Source organism: Gaetbulibacter sp. M235 (assembly GCF_043876835.1).
Lineage (GTDB): Bacteria > Bacteroidota > Bacteroidia > Flavobacteriales > Flavobacteriaceae > Yeosuana.
This window is the reverse complement of sequence record NZ_JBAWJZ010000003.1, coordinates 102699-121967: the sequence shown is the minus strand read 5'-3', so window position 1 is coordinate 121967 and position 19269 is coordinate 102699. Positions and strand designations below refer to the sequence as shown.

General features: G+C 33.5%; 16 protein-coding genes and 1 riboswitch. All 16 genes read left to right on the top strand.

Annotation, left to right across the window (positions count from 1 at the left end; translation table 11 throughout):
* The gene (thrA, locus tag V8G69_RS05835; protein ID WP_394880885.1) at positions 1-3402 is read left to right on the top strand and encodes a bifunctional aspartate kinase/homoserine dehydrogenase I; all 3402 of its coding nucleotides are present in this window, start codon (positions 1-3) and stop codon (positions 3400-3402) included.
* 113 nt (positions 3403-3515) lie between these two features.
* On the top strand, positions 3516-4688 hold the full coding sequence (locus V8G69_RS05830; protein ID WP_394880884.1) for a trans-sulfuration enzyme family protein: 1173 nt from the start codon (positions 3516-3518) through the stop codon (positions 4686-4688).
* Between the two features lie 13 nt (positions 4689-4701).
* Positions 4702-5139, top strand: coding sequence for an RrF2 family transcriptional regulator (locus tag V8G69_RS05825; RefSeq protein WP_394880883.1), 438 nt, complete (start codon positions 4702-4704; stop codon positions 5137-5139).
* Between the two features lie 145 nt (positions 5140-5284).
* The gene (locus V8G69_RS05820; RefSeq protein ID WP_394880882.1) at positions 5285-5548 is read left to right on the top strand and encodes a DUF2061 domain-containing protein; all 264 of its coding nucleotides are present in this window, start codon (positions 5285-5287) and stop codon (positions 5546-5548) included.
* 11 nt (positions 5549-5559) lie between these two features.
* A complete protein-coding gene (locus tag V8G69_RS05815; RefSeq protein ID WP_394881193.1) occupies positions 5560-6180 on the top strand; it encodes a phosphoadenosine phosphosulfate reductase family protein in 621 nt (206 codons plus the stop codon).
* A gap of 21 nt (positions 6181-6201) precedes the next feature.
* Positions 6202-7104, top strand: coding sequence for a sulfate adenylyltransferase subunit CysD (gene cysD, locus V8G69_RS05810; protein ID WP_394880881.1), 903 nt, complete (start codon positions 6202-6204; stop codon positions 7102-7104).
* Positions 7105-7126: 22 nt separating this feature from the next.
* Positions 7127-8374 carry a sulfate adenylyltransferase subunit 1 gene (locus tag V8G69_RS05805; RefSeq protein WP_394880880.1) on the top strand — a complete coding sequence of 416 codons (1248 nt, stop codon included), beginning with the start codon at positions 7127-7129 and terminating at the stop codon, positions 8372-8374.
* Positions 8375-8419: 45 nt separating this feature from the next.
* A complete protein-coding gene (locus V8G69_RS05800; protein WP_394880879.1) occupies positions 8420-10519 on the top strand; it encodes a HEPN domain-containing protein in 2100 nt (699 codons plus the stop codon).
* Between the two features lie 25 nt (positions 10520-10544).
* Positions 10545-11321, top strand: a complete 777-nt coding sequence (cobA, locus tag V8G69_RS05795) for a uroporphyrinogen-III C-methyltransferase (protein ID WP_394880878.1) — start codon at positions 10545-10547, stop codon at positions 11319-11321.
* A 10-nt stretch (positions 11322-11331) separates the two neighbouring features.
* Positions 11332-11925: a bifunctional precorrin-2 dehydrogenase/sirohydrochlorin ferrochelatase gene (locus tag V8G69_RS05790; protein ID WP_394880877.1), complete on the top strand. Its 594-nt coding sequence runs from the start codon at positions 11332-11334 to the stop codon at positions 11923-11925.
* Positions 11918-12967: an NAD(P)/FAD-dependent oxidoreductase gene (locus tag V8G69_RS05785; protein WP_394880876.1), complete on the top strand. Its 1050-nt coding sequence runs from the start codon at positions 11918-11920 to the stop codon at positions 12965-12967. Before V8G69_RS05790 ends, V8G69_RS05785 begins: the two co-directional genes overlap by 8 nt.
* A gap of 51 nt (positions 12968-13018) precedes the next feature.
* A complete protein-coding gene (gene epsC, locus V8G69_RS05780; RefSeq protein WP_394880875.1) occupies positions 13019-13753 on the top strand; it encodes a serine O-acetyltransferase EpsC in 735 nt (244 codons plus the stop codon).
* The gene (cysM, locus tag V8G69_RS05775) at positions 13740-14630 is read left to right on the top strand and encodes a cysteine synthase CysM (RefSeq protein ID WP_394880874.1); all 891 of its coding nucleotides are present in this window, start codon (positions 13740-13742) and stop codon (positions 14628-14630) included. Before epsC ends, cysM begins: the two co-directional genes overlap by 14 nt.
* A gap of 32 nt (positions 14631-14662) precedes the next feature.
* Positions 14663-15337 carry a hypothetical protein gene (locus tag V8G69_RS05770; RefSeq protein WP_394880873.1) on the top strand — a complete coding sequence of 225 codons (675 nt, stop codon included), beginning with the start codon at positions 14663-14665 and terminating at the stop codon, positions 15335-15337.
* A gap of 74 nt (positions 15338-15411) precedes the next feature.
* A riboswitch (SAM riboswitch) is annotated at positions 15412-15526 on the top strand.
* 50 nt (positions 15527-15576) lie between these two features.
* Positions 15577-16581: a homocysteine S-methyltransferase family protein gene (locus V8G69_RS05765; RefSeq protein WP_394880872.1), complete on the top strand. Its 1005-nt coding sequence runs from the start codon at positions 15577-15579 to the stop codon at positions 16579-16581.
* 5 nt (positions 16582-16586) lie between these two features.
* A complete protein-coding gene (metH, locus tag V8G69_RS05760) occupies positions 16587-19262 on the top strand; it encodes a methionine synthase (RefSeq protein ID WP_394880871.1) in 2676 nt (891 codons plus the stop codon).
* Positions 19263-19269 lie beyond the last annotated feature (7 nt).

The following is a 19269-nucleotide window of genomic DNA, read 5'->3' as shown; positions in this document are numbered from 1 at the left end:
TTGAAAAAAACATTGCAACATATTATTGTCAAAGATTACATTACAGAAAGTAACGTACTGATTTCTGAAATAAAACTGAGTTATCAGTTATTCGGAAAAGAATTAGGTTCTGCCCCTGTAGTTTTAGTAAACCACGCTTTAACAGGAAATAGTAATGTAGCAGGTGATGACGGCTGGTGGAAGGACTTGATTGGTGACGATAAAGTTATAGACACAAAACAATACACCATTTTAGCATTTAATATCCCCGGAAATGGTTTTGATAGTTTTGTTATTGAAAACTACAAAGATTTTGTGGCCAGAGATATAGCTAAATTATTTTTAATTGGTTTAGATGAATTAAAAATCAAAAAGCTTTTTGCAATTATTGGGGGTTCTTTAGGTGGCGGTATTGCTTGGGAAATGGCTGTTTTAAATCCAGATATTACAGAGCATTTGGTTCCTGTAGCTACCGATTGGAAATCTACTGATTGGCTAATTGCTAATTGTCAAATACAAGAGCAATTCTTGTTGAATTCAAAAAATCCGGTGCACGATGCAAGAATGCATGCTATGTTATGTTACAGAACACCAGAATCTTTTAATGAACGTTTTCAGCGTTCAAAAAACATCGATTCAGAAATTTTCAATGTTGAAAGCTGGTTGTTGCATCATGGTAAAAAATTGCAAGAGCGTTTTCAGTTATCAGCCTATAAATTAATGAATCAACTTTTAAAAAGTATTGATGTCACTAAAAACAGACCTACAGACTTTAATGTCTTAGAGAATATTCATTGTAATATTCATATTATAGGTGTTGACTCCGATTTGTTTTTTACGGCTGAAGAAAACAGGCAAACCCATAAACAGTTGGCGGTTTCAAACCCAAATGTAACTTATAACGAAATCCATTCTGTACATGGACATGATGCATTTTTAATGGAATACGAACAATTAGAGAAAATAATAGAAGGCATTTTTGTGCCAAATTCTAAAAAAAGAAGAATGAAAGTATTAAAGTTTGGAGGAAAATCTTTAGCAAATGGTAAAGGATTGAATACCGTTATTTCAATTATTGAAAATAAGGTTAATGAAGGAGAAAAAATTACAGTTGTTGTATCGGCAAGAGATTCTGCTACAGATGATTTAGAATCCATTTTAAATAAGGCTTTAAAAGGAAAACCATATAAGGAAGACCTAGAAGAATTTAAAGCGTATCAGTTAGAACCATCAAAGGACATTGATTTTTCTAAAGAATTTTCAGTTTTGGATAAACTGTTTGAAGGGGTAAGTTTGTTGGGTGATTACAGTGGAAAAACCAAAGATGAGGTTTTAGCACAAGGAGAATTGCTTTCAGTAAAGTTAATTGCTGATGTATTAAATAAGAAAGGAATTAAAACTGTAGCTGTAGATTCAAGAGAATTAATTAAAACCGATGGAAATTTTGGAAATGCGCAGCCAATTTTACAATTATCAAAAGACAACGTTAAGAATTTTTATAAAAAGCACGGAAGTGATGTTGTATATGTAGCTGCTGGTTTTATCGCTTCAAACTCAAAAAATGAAACCACAACACTTGGCAGAAACGGAAGCAACTACACAGCGGCACTTTTGGCAAATTATTTAGATGCCGAAGAGTTGCAAAACTACACCCATGTAAATGGTATTTATACAGCTAATCCGGATTTTGTTGAAGACGCTCAAAAAATTAGAGAGCTGTCTTTTAGTGAAGCCAACGAGCTTGCTAATTTTGGCACAAATGTTTTACATGCAAAAACGATTATTCCTTTGGTTGAAAAAAATATCAGCCTTCGTATTTTAAATACGTTTAATCCAGATGATGAAGGTACATTAATAACCGCTAAGCCAAATTCAAAGGAAGTAACATCCTTATCGGTTTTAGATAATGTGGCTTTATTGAATTTAGAAGGGCGTGGTTTATTAGGAAAAAGCGGCGTTGATGCCAGAATATTTGGTGCGTTGGCAAATTATAATATTAGTGTTAGTATTATTTCTCAAGGCTCATCAGAAAGAGGTATTGGTTTAATTATTAATGCAAAACAAGCTACCCAAGCTGTTATTGCTTTAGAGCGAGAATTTGAAAGAGATTTTTATTCCCAAGACGTTAACAAAATTGGTGTGGTTGATGATGTTTCTGTTATTTCAATTATTGGGATTGAGTTAAGCTCATTTCATAAACCATTTAATGCTCTTATTAAAAACCAAATTACTCCTTTATTGTTCAATAATACTGTTACAGGAAGAAACGTAAGTTTGGTTGTTAAAAAGAGCCAGTTGCACAAAGCTATGAACGTAATTCATGGTGAGATTTTTGGGATTTCCAAGAAAATCAATATTGCCATTTTTGGTCACGGATTAGTTGGAGGCGCACTTATAAATCAGATTTTGAAATCTAAAGACGAGATTGAAAAACGAAAAGGCATCAACTTAAACGTGTTTGCTATTTCTAATTCAAGAAAAATGCTTTTAAACAAAAAAGGAGTTGATAAAAACTGGAAAAAAGATATACAGGCATCAACAATAGATGGTTCTATTCAAGATGTCATAACCTTTGCGAAAACACATCATTTAGAAAATTTAATTGCCGTTGACAATACAGCGAGTTCAAGTTTTTATAAAAACTATATCTCTTTAGTAGAAGCCGGATTTGATTTGGTGTCATCAAACAAGATTGCCAATACTATTTCACATGAATTTTATTCAGATTTACGTATTCAGTTAAAAGAAAATAACAAGCAATATTTATACGAAACTACTGTTGGCGCAGGATTGCCATTGATAGATACTATTAAGTTGTTACATGAATCAGGTGAAAATATTACCAGAATTCGAGGTGTTTTTTCAGGTACATTGAGTTATTTGTTCAATAATTTTTCAGTTCAAGACAAACCATTTAGCGAAATCATACAAGAGACCATTTATAAAGGATTTACCGAACCAGATCCAAGAGAAGATTTTTCAGGAAATGATGTTGCTAGAAAATTGTTAATTTTAGCAAGAGAATTAGATTTGCAAAATGAATTTGAAGATGTTTCAGTTCAAAACTTAATTCCAGAAGCGTATCAAAATATTTCTGTGTCAGAATTTTTAAAACAATTAAATGTTTTGGATGAAGAATTTGAAGCTTTAAAACAAGCTCAAAAACCAGGACATGTGTTAAGATATATTGGTGATTTATCAGGAGATTTATCAAAAGATAAAGGAAACTTAGAGGTAAAATTAGTATCAATTCCTGAAGATAGTACCTTAGGACATATCAAAGGATCTGATGCAATTTTTGAAATATTTACAGAATCTTATGGCGAGCAACCTATTGTGATACAAGGAGCAGGAGCAGGAGCAGAGGTAACTGCAAGAGGAGTTTTTGGAGATATTTTAAGGTTGTCAAAACATATAAATTAATTGTCTGGTCGAGCGCAGTCGAGACCTTTTTAGTTAAAAAATAAAATAAGCCACCAATACACGAATTATATTAATTGAAATTATTCGTGAATTCGTGACAAAAAAGAAAAAACATGGATGAGGAAATAAAAAATTTCGAAACGGAAGCTATTCGTACCCAATTAGAGCGTACCAAATTTTTAGAACATTCAAGCCCATTATATTTAACATCAAGTTTTGTTTTTGAAGATGCCGAAGATATGCGTGCTTCTTTTACTGAAGAAAAGGAACGTAATATTTATAGTCGTTTTTCAAATCCTAACACGACTGAATTTGTAGAGAAAATTTGTAAAATGGAAGGTGCAGAAAGCGGATATGCTTTTGCTACCGGAATGGCGGCCGTGTTTTCAACGTTTGCCGCATTGCTAAATAGTGGCGATCATATTGTATCTGCACGTTCTGTTTTTGGTTCTACACATGCGTTGTTTGTAAATTATCTTCCTAAGTGGAATATTTCAACAAGTTATTTTGATATCAATAAGCCTGAAACTATTGAAAGTTTTATCACGCCTAAAACAAAAATTCTTTATGCCGAATCGCCAACGAATCCTGCAATTGATATTATTGATTTAGAGTTGTTGGGAAATATTGCTAAAAAGCATAATTTACTTTTAGTAATAGATAATTGCTTTGCAACACCATATTTACAACAGCCAATAAAACATGGTGCACATTTGGTTATCCATTCGGCAACCAAATTGATTGACGGACAAGGTCGTGTTTTAGGTGGTGTAACTGTTGGTAGAGCAGATTTAATTAGAGAAATTTATTTGTTTTCAAGAAATACTGGGCCTGCTTTATCACCTTTTAATGCCTGGGTTTTATCAAAAAGCTTGGAAACACTTTCAGTAAGAGTCGATAAACATTGTGAAAACGCTTTAAAAGTAGCTGAGTTTTTAGAATCTCATCCAAATGTGAATTGGGTAAAATACCCATTTTTAAAATCTCATCCTCAATATGAAGTGGCTAAAAAGCAAATGAAGCTTGGAGGAAATATTGTTGCTTTTGAAGTTAAAGGTGGTATTGAAGCCGGAAGAAAATTTTTAAACGCCATAAAAATGTGTTCATTATCAGCAAATTTAGGCGACACCAGAAGTATAGTAACCCATCCAGCATCAACAACCCATAGTAAATTGTCGGAAGCTGATAGATTGGAAGTTAGTATTACAGATGGTTTAGTTAGAATTTCAGTTGGTTTGGAACATGTAGATGATATTATTCAGGATTTGGAGCAAGCTTTAAATTGATTATATTAGCACAATGCTATCTAAAAAAACAAAATACGGCTTAAAGGCACTTACTTATCTTGCAAGACAAGAAGGAAACACACCTGTTCAAGTAGGTGAAATAGCCCTTAATGAAAACATACCACAAAAATTTTTAGAAAGTATTTTGTTGACTTTAAGAAAATCAGGTTGTTTAGGGTCAAAGAAAGGAAAACATGGAGGATACTATCTTATAAAAAAACCTTCTGATATTTTAATGGCAGATGTTATGAGGGTTCTAGAAGGCCCTATTGCGTTAGTGCCATGTGTGAGTTTAAATTTCTATGAAAAGTGTGATGACTGTCCAGATGAGATTACTTGTAGTGTACACAAATTAATGATTCAAGTTAGGGATAGCACCTTGAATGTTTTTAGAAATAACACTTTAGCTGACATATGTAAGACCTCTAAGGATGAAAATTTCACAATATAATGCGACTTTTCTTTTTATATTCTTCCATTTTTCTTAAAAAATTTCATTATCCTAAAAAATTATTAATAATGTTTGGTATGTTATAAAAAGTTTTACTTTTGTAATTCCTATTAAATCGATAGGAATAATATAAATCAATTTTAAAATGATTACACAAGTGTTAACAGATTCTATACAAAAAGAGAAATCTACATATAAAGAAGACGTTGTTAAAGAGAAACCATTTAGAAGTATTGCTAAATCCATAAGCTGGAGAATAGTAGGAACTTTAGATACTATTTTAATATCATGGATAGTAACTGGTAAATTAGAATTGGCTTTTTCAATAGGTTCGGTAGAATTAGTTACAAAAATGGTTCTGTATTTTTTTCACGAACGTATTTGGAATTCAATTAAATGGGGAAAGTAGGAGGAAATAATATGATGACACAAGAGCAAATAAACGAATTAAATAGACTATTTAAAGAAGCAAAGCCTTCTGAAATAATTAAAAAAGCTTTTGAGATTAGCAATGAAGCGGTTGTTACAACTAACTTCAGACCTTATGAAGCTGCAATTTTACACGCAGTTAATACGTTTAAACCAAATATTGCTGTGGTTTGGTGTGATACAGGTTATAATACACCACAAACATATAGACATGCCGAAAAAGTTATTGAAGATTTAAAATTAAACGTATTTCTGTATGTACCTAAACAGACAGCAGCACACAGAGATGTCGTTATGGGTATACCAAGTATTGATGCTCCAGAACACAAGTTGTTTACAGAGCAAGTTAAACTAGAACCTTTTAGACGAGCAATGGAATTCCATAAACCAAAAGTTTGGTTCACAAACTTACGTCAAGGTCAAACAGCCTTTAGAGATAGTATTGGAATTTTTAGTGTAAGTAAAGATGGTGTTTTAAAAGTAAGTCCATTTTATTATTGGAGTGATTCTGATTTAGATGCCTATTTAGAAGAAAATAATTTACCTAACGAATTTAAATATTTCGACCCAACAAAAGCATTAGAGAATAGAGAGTGTGGTTTACATGCTTAAGAAAATTGATAAAAGAGTAAAATGAAGAAAGATACATACCATATAAATTCGCTTGAAAATGAAGCTATTTATATAATGAGAGAAGTAGCTGCACAATTTGAAAAACCTGTGTTGTTGTTTTCAGGAGGAAAAGATTCCATTACTTTGGTAAGACTTGCCGTAAAAGCGTTTTATCCAGCCAAAGTACCATTTCCTTTAATGCATATTGATACAGGTCACAACTTTCCTGAAACTATAGAGTTTAGAGACAAATTGGTTGAGGAATTAGGGTTGGAATTAATAGTTAGACATGTCCAGGATTCTATTGATGAAGGTAAAGTAAAAGAAGAATCTGGAAAATATTCAAGTAGAAACTCATTACAAACAACAACGCTTTTAGACGCTATTGAAGAATTTAAGTTTGATGCCTGTATAGGTGGAGCAAGACGCGATGAGGAAAAAGCTAGGGCTAAAGAGCGTATTTTTTCTGTTCGTGATGATTTTGGTCAGTGGGATGAAAAAAACCAGCGTCCGGAATTGTTCGATATGTTAAATGGGCAAATTCACCACGGTCAAAATGTACGTGTGTTTCCAATTTCAAACTGGACAGAATTAGATGTTTGGTCATATATAGAAAAAGAAAATATAGAAATTCCATCAATTTATTTTGCTCACAAAAGAAAAGTCTTTTTACGTGATGGTCTTATTTGGTCACATTCAGAATTTGTATATCAGGAAGACGATGAAGAAGTGCTAGAGCGTATGGTTAGATTCAGAACCGTTGGAGATATGAGTTGTACTGCAGCGGTATTTTCAGAAGCGACAGATATTGCAAGTGTAGTAAGAGAAATCAGAGATTCAACTATTTCTGAAAGAGGAGCCAGAATTGATGATAAACGTTCTGATGCCGCTATGGAAAAACGTAAACAACAAGGATATTTTTAAAATAAAGCCAATAAGATATAATATGGAAGTATTAAAAATTGCAACAGCAGGAAGTGTAGATGATGGGAAAAGCACCTTGATTGGTAGAATACTTTACGATACAAAATCATTAACTACAGATAAGTTAGAAGCTATTGAAAAAACAAGTAAACAAAAAGGATATGACTACTTGGATTTTTCATTGGCAACAGATGGTTTAGTAGCAGAAAGAGAACAGGGAATAACTATTGATGTGGCACACATATATTTTTCAACTGCTAAAAAAAGTTACATCATTGCCGATACGCCTGGTCATGTAGAATACACAAGAAACATGGTAACCGGAGCATCAACATCACAAGCATCCGTTATTTTAATTGATGCAAGAAAAGGTGTGATTGAGCAAACCAACCGTCATTTTTTTATCAATAATTTATTGAGAATAAAAGATGTGGTTGTGACCATTAATAAAATGGACTTGGTTGATTACTCAGAAGAGGTTTACAATAAAATCAAAGCAGATTTTGTTGAATTGATGAGTAAGAGAGATTATCAAGATCAAAAAATAACTTTTATTCCGGTAAGTGCTTTAAAGGGAGATAATGTTGTAAATAGATCCAACAAGATGCCTTGGTACACAGGACAAAGTTTATTGGAGCATTTAGAGGAATTAGATAAAAAAGACATTTTTAATGTTGGTACTCCTAGATTTCCTGTGCAATATGTTATTCGCCCAAAAACAGAAGAGTTTCATGATTTTAGAGGTTATGCAGGAAAAGTATATGGAGGAGAATTAAGTGTTGGAGATGATGTTGTTGTTTTACCATCAAAAACAAAATCTAAAATAAAAGAAATTTATTTCTATAACGAAAAATTTCAAACAGCCTCAAGACGTAGTTCTGTAACCATTACATTAGAGAATGATATCAATGTAAGTCGTGGTGATATGATTGTAAAAGATGGTGATTTGCCTACTATAGACAAGCAATTTACAGCCAATATTTGTTGGATGTGTGCATCACAATTAACAACAGGTGGTAAATATATTGTGCAGCATGGGGTTAATAAAGTGTTGGCTAAAGTTGATAAGATTCATCATAAAATAAATCCAGATTATTCTGGAATTGAAACCGATGTTACTGGGTTAAATGTTAATGACATTGCACAGGTAACGTTCAAATTAAATAAACCTATTTTTTATGATCAATTTAAAAATCATAGAACAAACGGTTCATTTATTTTAATTGATACACAAACAAATAACACTGTTGGAGCAGGGTTTATTCAATAAAAAATAATTAAAAAATTCTTACTGTAAGGTAAGGTCAGGTACGTAATGCAAAGTTTTAGAACGGAAATAGAGAATCCTATTGTCGAAAAGGATATTATTGAATTAGCTAAAAAGATTGAGCTGTTCAATACGGGCAAGATTGATGAAGAAAAATTTAGAAGTCTTCGTTTGGCGCGCGGTGTTTATGGCCAACGTCAAGAAGGCGTTCAAATGATTCGTATTAAACTGCCTTACGGAAAAGTATTAAGCAATCAATTACGAAGAATCGCAGATGTTTCAGATGAATATTCTCGAGGTCGTTTGCATATTACAACGCGACAAGACATCCAAATTCATCATGTTGATTTAAACAGAACGCCACAACTTTGGGCTGACTTAGAAAAAGATGATGTAACCCTTAGAGAAGCTTGCGGAAATACTGTAAGAAATGTAACAGCTTCAGAAACGGCAGGCATTGATATCAATGAACCTTTTGATGTGTCACCTTATGCAGATGCCGTTTTTAAATTCTTTTTAAGAAATCCTATTTGTCAGGAAATGGGACGAAAGTTTAAAGTGTCTTTCTCATCATCTGACGAAGATACAGGACTTTCATACATGCATGATTTAGGATTTATCGCTAAAATTGAAAATGGTGTTCGCGGATTTAAAGTAATGCTTGGTGGGGGATTAGGGTCTCAACCACGTCATGCCGATGAGCTATATAGTTTCTTGCCTACAGACAAAATTATTCCAGTAATGGAAGGCGTTTTAAGAATTTTTGACCGCCATGGCGAGCGTAAAAGTAGAGCCAAAGCTAGGATGAAATTCTTAATTAAAGACATAGAATTAGATGCTTTTAAGGCTTTAGTTGAAGAAGAGCAAAACGCCATAGAGTTTAAATCGGTGCCTATTGATTTTGAATCATATAAATCTTCAAAACCAGTTTCGGTTGAAGCTCCAATAGTTGAGATAAAAGATAAAAAGGCTTTTGAAATTTGGAAATCCACAAACCTTGTCCCTCAAAAACAAGAAGGTTATGTAGCTATTGGTGTTAAAGTGCTTTTAGGAGATTTTTATACAGATAAAGCAAGATTATTGGCCAATTTGGTTGAAAAATATGCTACAGGTGAAATACGTTTATCACTTCGTCAAAACATATTAATTCCATTTGTTAAAGAAGAATTAGTGCCGTTTTTTTATACAGAATTAGATAAACTTGGTTTTGCAGAAGCAGGATATAATAAAGCGGTTGATATAACAGCCTGCCCGGGAACAGATACCTGTAATTTAGGTATTGCTAGCAGTACAGGAATTGCGGCCGAATTAGAGCGTGTAATAAAAACAGAGTATCCACAGTACTTAGAGAACAAAGATCTAGTCATAAAAATTAGTGGTTGTATGAATGCTTGCGGGCAACATACCATGGCCAATATTGGTTTTCAAGGCATGTCGGTTCGTACACCAGATAAATTGGTCGCACCAGCATTGCAGGTGCTATTAGGTGGTGGAAATTTGGGTGATGGAAATGGATTATTTGCCGATAAAGTAGTAAAGATTCCAAGTAGAAGAGGACCAGAAGCTTTACGAATCATATTAAATGATTTTGAAGCAAATGCTCAAGGTAAATCCTTTTTAGAATATTATAAGGCTACAGGAGAGCGTTATTTTTATGACCTTTTAAATGATCTTCAAGATGTTACAAATCTAACTCAGGCAGATTTTATTGATTGGGGAACTGATGAAAAATATGAAAAAGCAATTGGTGTAGGAGAGTGTGCAGGAGTTGTTATTGATTTGATTTCAACCTTATTTTTAGAAAGCGAAGAAAAAATTGAAAATGCAAGGGTATCGTTTGCTGATAACGTGTTTTCAGGTGCTATTTACCATGCTTATAGTTCTATGATAAATTCCGCAAAAGCATTATTGCTTTCTGAAAATATTAGTACCAATACACAAGCAGGCATCATAAGTCAGTTTGATGAGGTCTTTATTTCAAATGGTAAATTAGATTTAGGCACCACTTTTTCAGAATTGGTTTATCAAATTAGAGAGTTTAAACCAACTAAAGAATTTGCGTCAGCTTATATAGAAAATGCAAATCAGTTTTTAGAGAATGTAAAAGCATATAGAAATGTGGAAAACAAACCAGTAAGCCTTAACTAAGTAGTAGTTTAATAACTTATTTATTATGGAATTCAATATTAAAACTCCAAAGTTAACAGTTGTAGGCGCAGGACCAGGTGATGTGGAGCTAATAACTCTTAAAGCCATAAAAGCAATAGAATCGGCTGATGTAATTTTGTATGATGCGCTTATTAATGAAGAATTACTTAATTATGCTTCAAAGGAAACTGAAATTATTTTTGTTGGTAAGCGTAAAGGTTGTTATGCTTATCAACAAGAACAAATTAATGAGCTAATTGTAAGTAGAGCAAAAAGCCATGGTCATGTGGTTAGATTGAAAGGAGGCGACCCATTTATTTTTGGAAGAGGAGCTGAAGAGATTGATTATGCAAGACAATTTAATATTGAAACTTACGTGGTTCCTGGTGTTTCTTCATCCTTTGCTGTTCCAGCATATCAAGGTATTCCTTTAACTAAGAGGGGTGCTTCTGAAAGTTTTTGGGTAATAACAGGCACAACAAAATCACATCAGTTGTCAAACGATGTTGTTTTGGCAGCAAAATCTACGGCAACCGTTGTCATTCTTATGGGAATGGGAAAATTGAGTGAAATAGTTGAAATTTTCAAGTCCCAAAACAAGCATGAGATGGCTGTAGCAGTTATTCAAAATGGTACAACGAAAAATGAAAAAGTTGGTTTTGGAACTATTAATAATATTGAGAAAGTTGTAGAAGAAAACCAATTATCATCGCCAGCAATCATTATTATTGGAGATGTTGTGAAGGAACGAGTGGCATTATCATCAGTTTTACATGAAATAAAAGCACGAAAAATTGATTAATTTTTTTTGAATGGAAAGAAATAACCTATATCCGGTTTTTTTAAAACTCAACAATTTAAAAGTACTTATAGTAGGTGGAGGTCATGTTGCTGAAGAAAAATTATCTTTTCTTTTAAAGTCAAGTCCAGATGCAAAAGTTACTATGGTATCTCCTATGTTTAGAGTAGGCACTATAGAATTAGCAAAAAAAGGAGATGTTAAATTAATAAAACGACTTTATAACAAACGCTTTTTAAAAGGAAAACACATAGTTATTGCAACAACCGATGTCTCTAAAATCAATGTAAAAATATATGAGCATTGCAGAAAAAGAGGAATATTAGTAAATGTTGCTGATAATCCACCTTATTGCGATTTTTATATGGGAGGAATTGTTACAAAGGGAAATGTAAAAGTGGCAATTTCAACCAATGGGAAATCGCCTACTACAGCTAAACGATTAAGACAGTTTTTTGAGGATGTAATTCCAGAGAATGTAGATGATTTGGTGAAAAACTTAAATGAATATAGAAAAACAATTAAAGGTGATTTTGAACAAAAAGTGGAAACACTTAATGAATTCACTAAAGGATTAATTGAAAAAAAAGAAGCTAAAAATGATTAAGACAGATATACTAATTATAGGAGCAGGACCCACTGGGTTATTCACGGTTTTTGAAGCGGGACTACTGAAACTTAAGTGTCATCTAATTGATGCACTACCACAACCGGGAGGGCAATGCTCAGAAATATATCCTAAAAAACCTATTTATGATATTCCTGGATTTCCGGAAATATTGGCAGGCGATTTAACTAAAAATCTTTTAGAACAAGGTAAACAGTTTGAGCCTGGTTTCACTTTAGGAGAACGTGCAGAAACCATAGAAAAGTTAGAAGACGGAACATTTATAGTAACAACTAATAAAGGCACACAGCATCATGCCCCAGTAGTTGCTATTGCAGGTGGTTTAGGCTCTTTTGAACCAAGAAAGCCTTTAATTGATAACGTAGCTTACTATGAAGATAAAGGTGTTGAATATTTTATAAAAGACCCTGAAGTTTATAGAAATAAAAAGGTCGTTATTTCTGGTGGTGGTGATTCCGCATTGGATTGGAGTATTTTTTTAGCAGATGTTGCTTCAGAAGTTACTTTAATTCACAGAAGAAATGAGTTTAGAGGTGCTTTAGATTCGGTTGAAAAAGTAAGTGAGTTAAAAGATTCTGGAAAAATTAACCTGATTACACCTGCTGAGGTCACAGCTTTACATGGAAATACTAAATTAGAAGGAGTTACAATTAATAAAGGTGATGAAAAAATATTATTAGGAGTTGATCATTTTATTCCATTATTTGGGTTGTCTCCTAAATTAGGGCCTATTGGAGATTGGGGATTGGAAATTGAAAAGAATGCCATTAAAGTGGATAACACCTTAAATTATCAAACCAATATTCCCGGAATTTTTGCTATTGGTGATGTGAATACCTATCCAGAAAAGCTAAAATTAATTCTTTGTGGATTTCATGAAGCTACACTTATGTGTCAAGCAGCTTACAGAATCATCAATCCAGGTAAAAAATACGTTTTAAAATATACAACTGTAAGTGGCATTGATGGTTTTGATGGTACACGTAAAGAAGCTCCAAAAGCGGTAGTCCAATCTATATAATAAATAACTTTTATTATGTAATTTTAGCTCACCTAATGAGACTACTTGGTAATGAAGAATTATAATATCCGCTTAAAGGAGCTAATAAAACCGTTCACAAAACGATTATTCTATAATTTATTTGATGAGCAAGAAGAAGAAACAACTTATTTAAAAGAAACTTTTTTAGAAATCACCTCAAAACTAGCTATTGAAAATGGTGAAAATATTTGGAATGATTTTCAAAATGAATTTTTAACAATTAGAAAGAAATTAAATTTAGATGCTGAATCATTTTTAAAGAATGACCCAGCATCAACATGTATTGAGGAGGTTTATCTGGCATATCCAGGGTTTTACGCCATTTCAATTTATAGGTTGAGCCATCAATTGTTTCTTTTAAAAGTACCTATTCTTCCACGTATGATGAGTGAATATGTACATGGTATTACGGGTATTGATATTCATCCGGGAGCAACTATTGGAGACTCTTTTTTTGTCGATCATGGAACAGGAATTGTTATTGGAGAAACATCTATCATTAAAAGCAACGTAAAAATTTTTCAAGGTGTAACACTTGGTGGTCTTCAAGTAAAAAAGGAAATGCAGTCAACAAAACGACATCCAACAATAGAGGATAATGTGACTATCTATGCCAATGCAACCATTTTAGGAGGAGACATTGTAATAGGGGCAAACAGCACTATTGGAGCCAATGTTTGGATTACTCAGTCGGTACCAGAAAATTCTTTGGTTACATATCAAACAGAAATCAAAATAAGACCTAAAAAAAATGGCATCAGTTAAAGGTATATTAGATCAAATTGGAAATACACCCCTTGTTGAGGTATCTCATCTTGTTTCAAAAAAAGGTGTTAAACTCTACTTAAAACTTGAAGGTAATAATCCTGGAGGAAGTGTTAAAGATCGTGCAGCTTTCAACATGATTAATGAAGCTTTAAAAAGAGGGGATGTTAAGCAAGGTGATTATTTAGTTGAGGCCACAAGTGGAAATACTGGAATTGCATTGGCCTTTATTGCTCAACTATTAGGCTTGAATATGGTCTTGATAATGCCTGAGAATTCAACCGAAGAACGCGTTAAAACGATGCGTGCTTATGGTGCTGAGGTAATTTTAACACCAGCTGATGCAGGAATTGAAGGTTCAAGGGATTTAGCATTTCAATTAAGAGATGAAAAAGGATATGCCTTGTTAAACCAGTTTGAGAATGATGATAACTGGAAAGCCCATTACAAAACTACGGGACCAGAAATTTGGAGAGATACTGATGGAAAAGTAACTCATTTCGTGTCGGCTATGGGAACTACAGGGACCATTATGGGTGTTTCAACCTATTTAAAAGAAAAAAATAAAAATATTGTTATCGTTGGTGCCCAACCAGAAGATGGAGCTAAAATACCAGGTATTAGAAAATGGACGCCAGATTATGTGCCAAAGTTTTTTGATAGATCAAAAGTTGATGAGGTTATTGAATTAAATGAACAAGATGCAAAAACCATGACGCAACGGTTGGCTAAAGAAGAAGGCGTATTTGCTGGCATGAGTAGTGGAGGTTCTGTTTACAGTGCAGTAAAAATTGCAGAATCTATTGATGAAGGTGTTATTGTTGCTGTTATTTGTGATAGAGGTGATAGGTATTTATCCTCATCACTTTTCGAGTAGTTTTACAATAAAAATTTAAGTTAAGTTTGAAAATGACAGACAAAAAAATCAAGGAGTACATTGATAGACTTAATAATAAAAAAGGAGATGAAACGATTTTTATTCGCCAAATATCTAGTTTAGTTGATGTTGCAAGAGTATGGGATGAAGAACCTAAATTAAATAAAGATATAAGTATTTCTTCTCTTTCTGAAACATTTTTTTTCATTAGAAATGAAGAAAATAAATATGTTGGAGCTGTACATGATACTGAATCTAACTTGCATTGGTATGTTTTAGAAAATGAGAGAAAGAGGGGCTATTTGACCAAAGCCCTAAAAGAAGCAATTATGCCATATATATTTTGTGATTATTATTGTTCACCAAGAGATACTCAAAGAATAACTATCAAATATGATTTTTCTGCTAATTGTTATGAAAATTCAAAAAAAGTCGCTGAATCTATTGGTTTTAAAAGTGTAAATGATGATGAAACAGAATTTGAATTAAAAAAGGAAGAATTTAAATTTAGTTTTAATAACCTTGAAGAGATAAACAAAAAAATATCCTCAGAACGACTCCTTATATTAAGAAAACGATTAGATCTGTCATGCCGTCAGTTGTTTAAAATAAGCGATGAGTTTTTGATGGCATATGACAATGATAATATGTTAAGACAATTAGTAGAAGATATTAGGGAAGTTCGAATTCAAGATATTGAATTATAAAAAGGTTTTAAAATTATAAGGTTAACAAAAAAATAGTTATTACTTTTGTTCGCTAGTTCATAAACGTATTAATATTGTTATCAAGAAAGGTAGAGGGAATAGACCCGTTGAAGCCTTGGCAACCCTTTATCGTGTAAAGAAGGTGCTACGTTCTACTAATATTCTTAAGGGATATTGGAAAGATAACGAAAAGTTTTTTTGCTTTTCTTGATGACATATTGATATAAATTAATTTCAAAATGTCAAAAATTAAACAGGCTTTACAAGATCGTATTTTGGTGCTCGATGGTGCCATGGGTACTATGCTTCAACGTTATAAATTTACAGAAGCAGATTTTCGTGGAGAACGCTTTAAAGATTATCCTTCATCATTACAAGGCAATAACGATTTACTTTCCATTACTCAGCCACAAGCTATAAAAGAGGTACATGCAAAATATTTTGAAGCTGGAGCAGATATAGTAGAAACCAATACATTTTCTGGAACTACTATTGCCATGGCCGACTATCATATGGAAGACTTAGTGTATGAACTTAACTATCAGTCAGCTAAAATTGCTAGAGAAGTAGCCGATGAATTCACAAAGAGAGAACCAAATAAACCACGTTTTGTGGCTGGTTCCATTGGACCTACTAACAAAACGGCTAGTATGTCTCCCGATGTAAATGACCCTGGATTTAGAGCCATTTCTTTTGATGAACTACGTATTGCTTACAAACAACAAGTTGAAGCCTTAATTGATGGTGGTGTCGATTTGTTATTGGTTGAAACCGTTTTTGATACCCTAAATGCTAAAGCTGCATTGTTTGCTATTGAAGAAGTAAAAGAAGAACGACATATAGATATACCTGTTATGTTAAGCGGAACTATAACCGATGCTAGTGGTCGTACACTTTCTGGACAAACAGCTGAAGCTTTTTTAATTTCGGTATCGCATATTCCATTGTTATCAGTAGGTTTTAATTGTGCTTTAGGGGCTAATTTATTGCAGCCTCATTTAGAAGCAATAGCCAATAAAACAGATTTTGCTATTTCTGCCCATCCTAACGCAGGCTTGCCAAATGCTTTTGGAGAGTATGATGAATCACCTCAAGATATGGGCGAACAGATAGAAGAATATCTAAAAAAAGATTTAATTAATATTATTGGTGGTTGTTGTGGAACAACTCCTGAACACATAAAGGTTATTGCAGACATAGCAGCAAAATATAAACCTAGAAAAATCTTGCAAACTGCAATTTAAAAAGAATGAAAATTAAGCAAGAAAAATATATGAAACTTTCAGGACTAGAACCTCTAGTCCTTAACGAAAACAGCAACTTTGTTAACGTTGGTGAACGTACTAATGTTGCAGGATCGCGAAAGTTTTTAAGATTGATTAAAGACGAAAAATTCGATGAAGCTTTAGATATTGCTCGTCATCAAGTGGATGGTGGTGCTCAAATTATCGATATCAATATGGACGACGGTCTTATTGATGGTAAAGAATCCATGGTGCGTTTTCTTAATTTAATCGCTGCCGAACCAGATATTTCCAGAGTTCCAATCATGATTGATAGTTCAAAATGGGAAATTATCGAGGCAGGACTTCAAGTAGTACAAGGTAAGTGCGTGGTAAATTCCATTTCTTTAAAAGAAGGTGAAGACAAGTTTATTTGGGAGGCAAAACAAATCAAACGTTACGGCGCTGCTGTGATTGTGATGGCTTTTGATGAGGTTGGGCAAGCCGATAATTATGAACGTAGAATTGAAATCACAAAACGTTCATACGATATATTGGTTAATCAAGTTGGCTTTCCTTCAGAAGATATTATTTTCGATTTAAACATATTTCCTGTGGCGACCGGTATGGAAGAACACCGTAGAAATGCCATCGATTTTATCGAAGCCACACGATGGGTGCGTCAAAATTTACCAAATGTAAGCGTTAGTGGAGGAGTAAGTAATGTATCGTTTTCTTTTAGAGGAAATGATGGCGTTCGTGAAGCCATGCATTCAGTATTTTTATATCACGCGATTCAAGCTGGTATGAATATGGGGATTGTAAATCCTGCTCTTTTAGAGGTTTATGATGACATTCCAAAGGATTTATTGGAGCGTGTTGAAGACGTTGTTTTAGATAGAAGAGAGGATGCTACAGAGCGTTTGCTGGATTTTGCTGAAACGGTCAAAGGTTCAAAAGTTGAAAAAGGTGTAGATTTATCTTGGAGAGAAAACTCAATTCAAGATAGAATAACTCATGCTTTAGTAAAGGGTATTGATGCTTTTATAATAGAAGATGTAGAAGAAGCCAGATTACATGCAGAAAAGCCTATTGATGTTATTGAAGGTCATTTAATGATTGGAATGAACGTGGTTGGCGATTTGTTTGGAGCAGGTAAAATGTTCTTGCCACAAGTGGTTAAATCTGCTAGGGTAATGAAAAAAGCTGTGGCTTACTTAAACCCGTTTATTGAAGCAGAAAAAGGAGATAAACAAGAGGCCATTGGAAAAGTATTAATGGCAACCGTAAAAGGTGATGTGCATGATATCGGTAAAAATATTGTGAGCGTAGTTTTGGCTTGTAATAATTATGAAATAGTGGATTTGGGTGTTATGGTGCCACCCGAAAAAATTATTGAAACCGCTAAAAAAGAAAATGTAGACATCATTGGATTGTCTGGATTAATAACGCCGTCACTTGATGAAATGGTGTATTTAGCCAAGGAAATGGAACGACAAAACTTTTCAATTCCCTTGCTAATTGGTGGTGCTACAACATCCAAAGCTCATACTGCTGTTAAAATTGATACACAATATAAAAATGCAGTGGTCCATGTTAATGATGCTTCAAGAGCTGTAACGGTTGTGGGCGATTTGTTAAACAAAAAATCAGCAAATGCATACGTTGCTGCAATGAAGAAAGATTATGATGTTTTTCGTGAAAAATTTTTAAAACGAGGGAAAACAAAAGAATATATTTCAATCCTAGAGGCAAGAAAAAGGAAATATAAAATTGACTGGAATACCACCAATATTTCTAAGCCAAATGAATTAGGCGTTCAAGTTTTAAAACAGTTGAGTTTAAAAGAATTAGTGCCATATATTGATTGGAGCCCTTTTTTTAGAAGTTGGGACTTACACGGTAAATTTCCAGATATCTTAACAGATGAAATGGTTGGAGAACAGGCAACCATTATGTATAAAGAAGCACAAGCTATGATTAATGACATTATAGCGAGGCAATTATTAAAACCAAAAGCTGTTTTTGGTTTGTTTGAAGCCAATACTATTCATGAGGATGATATTTCTATTCAGAAAAAAGGAAAAGAAATAGCAGTTTTCAGAACGTTGCGTCAGCAATTAAGTAAAAGAGAAGGTATTCCAAATATGGCTTTAGCAGATTTTGTTGCACCAAAAGAAACGGGTCTTACAGATTATATGGGTGCATTTTGTGTAGCTATTTTTGGTGCTCAAGAGTTAGCGGATAGTTACAGAAAAAAAGAGGATGATTATAGTGCTATTATGGCACAGGCCATAGCAGACAGATTTGCTGAAGCACTTGCAGAATATTTGCATAAACAAGTAAGAACAAAGCATTGGGGCTATGCTGCAGACGAAATACTTTCAAATGAAGATTTAATCAAAGAAAGCTATAAAGGCATTCGTCCAGCGCCAGGGTATCCAGCATGTCCGGACCACTTAGAAAAAGAAACCATTTGGGACTTGTTGGAAGTTGAAAAAATTATTGGTGTAACCTTAACTGAGAGTTTGGCTATGTGGCCTGCAGCAGCAGTTTCCGGGTATTATTTTGGAAATCCTGAAGCGAAGTATTTTGGAGTAGGCAAAATAACTGATGATCAGGTTGTCGATTTTGCAGTTAGGAAAGGAATATCAAACGAGAAAGCAAGAAAATGGTTGTTTCCAAATATTGCTGAAGAGTAAAAGTATA

What these genes read in the sequence shown, in the direction of transcription:
- V8G69_RS05830 (WP_394880884.1), top strand. Translation starts at nt 3,516, where the DNA reads ATGGATGAGGAAATAAAAAATTTCGAAACGGAAGCTATTCGTACCCAA.
- V8G69_RS05825 (WP_394880883.1), top strand. Translation starts at nt 4,702, where the DNA reads ATGCTATCTAAAAAAACAAAATACGGCTTAAAGGCACTTACTTATCTT.
- V8G69_RS05820 (WP_394880882.1), top strand. Translation starts at nt 5,285, where the DNA reads ATGATTACACAAGTGTTAACAGATTCTATACAAAAAGAGAAATCTACA.
- V8G69_RS05815 (WP_394881193.1), top strand. Translation starts at nt 5,560, where the DNA reads ATGATGACACAAGAGCAAATAAACGAATTAAATAGACTATTTAAAGAA.
- cysD (WP_394880881.1), top strand. Translation starts at nt 6,202, where the DNA reads ATGAAGAAAGATACATACCATATAAATTCGCTTGAAAATGAAGCTATT.
- V8G69_RS05805 (WP_394880880.1), top strand. Translation starts at nt 7,127, where the DNA reads ATGGAAGTATTAAAAATTGCAACAGCAGGAAGTGTAGATGATGGGAAA.
- V8G69_RS05800 (WP_394880879.1), top strand. Translation starts at nt 8,420, where the DNA reads ATGCAAAGTTTTAGAACGGAAATAGAGAATCCTATTGTCGAAAAGGAT.
- cobA (WP_394880878.1), top strand. Translation starts at nt 10,545, where the DNA reads ATGGAATTCAATATTAAAACTCCAAAGTTAACAGTTGTAGGCGCAGGA.
- V8G69_RS05790 (WP_394880877.1), top strand. Translation starts at nt 11,332, where the DNA reads ATGGAAAGAAATAACCTATATCCGGTTTTTTTAAAACTCAACAATTTA.
- V8G69_RS05785 (WP_394880876.1), top strand. Translation starts at nt 11,918, where the DNA reads ATGATTAAGACAGATATACTAATTATAGGAGCAGGACCCACTGGGTTA.
- epsC (WP_394880875.1), top strand. Translation starts at nt 13,019, where the DNA reads ATGAAGAATTATAATATCCGCTTAAAGGAGCTAATAAAACCGTTCACA.
- cysM (WP_394880874.1), top strand. Translation starts at nt 13,740, where the DNA reads ATGGCATCAGTTAAAGGTATATTAGATCAAATTGGAAATACACCCCTT.
- V8G69_RS05770 (WP_394880873.1), top strand. Translation starts at nt 14,663, where the DNA reads ATGACAGACAAAAAAATCAAGGAGTACATTGATAGACTTAATAATAAA.
- V8G69_RS05765 (WP_394880872.1), top strand. Translation starts at nt 15,577, where the DNA reads ATGTCAAAAATTAAACAGGCTTTACAAGATCGTATTTTGGTGCTCGAT.
- metH (WP_394880871.1), top strand. Translation starts at nt 16,587, where the DNA reads ATGAAAATTAAGCAAGAAAAATATATGAAACTTTCAGGACTAGAACCT.